The sequence below is a fragment of the uncultured Campylobacter sp. genome, assembly GCF_938045775.1.
GTDB lineage: Bacteria > Campylobacterota > Campylobacteria > Campylobacterales > Campylobacteraceae > Campylobacter_B.
Map to the genome: position 1 here is coordinate 1 of NZ_CALIBH010000143.1, position 3,527 is coordinate 3,527.

The 3,527-nt window shown below is 39.8% G+C and carries 3 protein-coding genes and 1 pseudogene; 3 read left to right on the forward strand and 1 reads right to left on the reverse strand.

The features are described from left to right. Positions 1 to 279 precede the first annotated feature (279 nt). Genes Q0238_RS05525 through Q0238_RS05535 form a run of 3 tightly spaced genes read left to right on the forward strand, consistent with a single transcriptional unit; the run spans position 280 to position 2,095 of the window. Positions 280 to 978 (forward strand): DarT ssDNA thymidine ADP-ribosyltransferase family protein, encoded by a 699-nt coding sequence (locus tag Q0238_RS05525; RefSeq protein WP_297943743.1) that lies wholly within the window; start codon positions 280 to 282, stop codon positions 976 to 978. Positions 979 to 981: 3 nt separating this feature from the next. Then, positions 982 to 1,665 (forward strand): hypothetical protein, encoded by a 684-nt coding sequence (locus tag Q0238_RS05530; RefSeq protein WP_297943746.1) that lies wholly within the window; start codon positions 982 to 984, stop codon positions 1,663 to 1,665. 10 nt (positions 1,666 to 1,675) lie between these two features. Continuing rightward, positions 1,676 to 2,095, forward strand: a complete 420-nt coding sequence (locus Q0238_RS05535; RefSeq protein ID WP_297943749.1) for a hypothetical protein — start codon at positions 1,676 to 1,678, stop codon at positions 2,093 to 2,095. Positions 2,096 to 2,554: 459 nt separating this feature from the next. Here the strand turns inward: Q0238_RS05535 and Q0238_RS05540 are convergent. Beyond that, positions 2,555 to 3,527: pseudogene (locus tag Q0238_RS05540) on the reverse strand (hypothetical protein); the annotation flags it as partial.

Consider the following 3,527-nt stretch of genomic DNA (forward strand, 5'->3'; position numbering starts at 1 on the left):
AGACGAAAAGGTCAAGAAGCCGCATTATAGCGACAAAAACAAAATTTTAGATAAAGATACAAAATAAAGCGCAGAATAGCGGTTTGATATCCTTGCGATTAAATTTCGATATGTGTGATGAGTAAAAAATCACTAAGCCTATGCAGCAAAAATTTTATATATTAAGTAAATTACTTATAAATTTCTATTAAAAAACCATCATAATTTTAAGTCAAAATTTAAGAGAGAGAGAGAGAGAGAGAGTATCATTTACCTTAAATTTAATTTTAAGGATTTGTTATGTATTCCAGTCTAGACGCCGCTATTGCGAATATAAAGAAATTTTCTCGCTGCAAGAATTTTCATTACCCAAATATTCCTCAAGTCGGTGATATTGCGGATTTCAAACCGGAGCCGAAGTTTAATTTAACCAAAGACGAAAACTATCAAGAAGCCCTAGCTTTCATTAATGATAATTTTACAGGCAAGAGCAAATATTACGATTTTATCCATTTAACAAAACTTTCAAATTTAAGCTCCATTATAAAAATGGCTGGAGTTTTCAGCATAAGCCATTTAGAAAGTGGCGATATAAAACCGAATTTGTTAACTAATAATCTATCTAAAGAACTAGATAATAGGCGGAATTTAGGAGATTACGTGCACCTATCTATTATAAGCAACAATTACATGCTTCGTACTTTTATCGAAAAACATCCAAGCGATGATTTTGCAATAATTTTGATCTCTCCGTTCGTACTATTCTATCATGCTTTTATTATGAGTGATCAAAATGCAACGGCTAATGCGGCACATATCGAAAAATATAGTGTCATCAAAAACTATTTAGATTTCGATAGGCTTTATTCTATACAAGAATTTCCACCGCACAGTGAGGCTCAAAATAGTTTATACAAAATTTCACAAGCTGAAGTTATGATTTACGAAAAGATTCCGCTAAAATTTATAAGTGAAATAATACCGCTAGTTAGGAATTAGAAAATGCAGGCTATTAGACCGATTTTTTATGCGATAGATAAAAGTCCTTTTGTAAAAAGCGTAGATATAAAATTTGAATTCTTTAGCGGCTTTGCGTTATCTCAAAAGATAAAATCAATAGATAGCCTTTTAAGCAACGCTAGAGCCGAGCTTAAAAGCGAAAAAATTCTAGAAATCAGTAAGGCATCGCCAAATCCTCTCGGCAAAGCATTAAGCGCTTTTAATCTAAAGCTTCGCTTGAAAGATGAAGATAAAAATTTCATAGAAGCTAGCGTCGAGCGCTTTTTTCAAGGCTCAAAATTTTTTGAGCGAGGCGGTCAGTTTGAAGAGATTATTTTTAGTGCCAAAGCTCATCCTAAAAAATACCCGCCGCTAAAAAATAGCGGGAATTTTTGCGGATTTGAGCTTTTCGGTGAACGTTTTAGTACTGAACCAAAAACATATTTTTATGATTTTTTATATCTAAGCGCTCTAAAACAAAATCCAAATTTAGCGGATGAAATTTTAAAATACGATTATTTCAGCGATATAGAATTTAATCCTAAAAAGTCATTTTCCGCTCAATCTCGTGCTGCCGCGCTCTTTGTAGGATTAAGCCGAAACGGAATTTTTAAAGAAATTTTTGCAGATAAGGATACATTTTTTGATTTTTACTGTAAAAATTTTAAAAGAGAAAGTCTATTTTAAAGGAGAAAATATGGAAAACTCAACAGCACTTCTTTGCGGTATAATCGCATTGCCATTAACTGTATTTATAGCTCTTGCACTATTTGGGTCCAAAAGTAGATCTGCAAATAGCAAAGAATTTATCCCTGAAAAGAAAGCTGCAATAAAAGAGAAAGTTTCTTTTAACGGAGGGGATATCGAAAGATTATTAAAACTAGCCTTTAGCGGCATAACCGCGATATCATTATTAACGATAGCTATTATATTGTTTGGGGTCTGCGTGCATTATTACAAGGGAGTGAGCTTTTATTTAGAAACAGATCTTTATGTTCCGAGTACGATAAGTATTGAGAGCATAAGAGCGCCGATAGGTATTGATTATATAAACCGAATTGGCTATAGCGATACAATAGACGTAAACGCAGATGTTACTATAAAAAATCTTAGATAGCCGCTAAAGCATCGAGCTGAATTTACGACGATAAAATTTATAAATTTATCTGGTGATTTTAGAATTTTGCGTGCTTTTGTAGTTACAAAATGGCTAATTGCAAAATTCTAAAATATTTGCGTAAGGGGTCACCGTAAGCTTTATTTCAGCATCTTACCCAAAATTTCTGCGCCTTTGCTGATCGTATAAAATGAATGATAGAAGTGGTCTAGCGTTTTTAGTAGTCTTCGCGACTGTCTCTCTGCTCTTTACGAGATTAATTTGGCATAATCCATTTTTGCGCTCTTTGAAATAAAACAGAAGAACGTTGTATAACCATGAATTTTTACTTAAATTTAAGTCAAAAATATGAAATTAAAGATAGGGAAATTTTGCGAGATAGAGCCATGTTCGCGAATTTTAAGCGCAAAATTCGTGAGCATTGGCGTGAGGTTTAAATTTAATCCAAGGTATCGCGAGCTAAAATCCGAGCGCTTTTTGAATCGCGAGCGTCTGCGCTACGACGCGCTCGAGCTGCTGTAAATTTAACATATTCGGCCCGTCCGAAAGCGCGTGAGCGGGATCTGGGTGCGTCTCGTAAAAAAACCCGTCCACGCCCACGGCCGCCGCCGCTCGCGCGAGGTACGGCACGAAGCGCGAATCGCCGCCGCTCGTAGCGCCGATACTAGGCATCTGCACGCTGTGCGTCGCGTCGAAAATGACCGGCGCAAACTCGCGCATAATCGGCAGCGAGCGCATATCGACGATCAAATTTCCGTAGCCGAAGGTACTGCCGCGCTCGGTGAGCCAAACGCCGTGGCGGCGCGCCAGATCGTGCATCCCTTCGTCGCTCGGCTGCGCGGCGTTTTGCGCGGCACTTATCGAGCCGTCTTGCGCGTTGCAAGTATGAGATAAGTTTGGTTGCAAGGTGCTTTGCGCTTCGCTTTTGTTATCGCTTTGCGCGGCACAAGGTGTCGTCGTACCTTTAGCGGCATTTTCGGTGCCGCTTTTAGCGCCACAAGTATGAATAAAATTTTGTGCGTCCGATCGTGCGGCACAAGAATTTTTCGCGTTTGGCACCGAAGAGCCGTCATTCGCACCGCTTCGGGCGCTGTTTTGCGCGCCGCAAATTTCGGCATCGTCGTAGCAGGCGCTGTTTTGAGCGGCCTTTGTATCGCTAGATGCCGCACCGCTTTGCGGAGTATAAGCCCGTGCGCTACGGGTTTGCAGCACCTTTTCGACGCTGTGTTTCATCGCCTGTGGCGATAAAAACTGACCCTTTTTGATATTTACTACCGCTTGCGTGCTGGCTGCGGCGACGAGTAGGTCGGTTTGGCGGCACAAAAACGCAGGTATTTGCAGCACGTCGGCGACGCGCGCGACGGGCTCTGCCTGGTAGCTTTCGTGGATGTCGGTTAAAATTTTATAGCCGAACTTTTCCTTTACTTCGGCT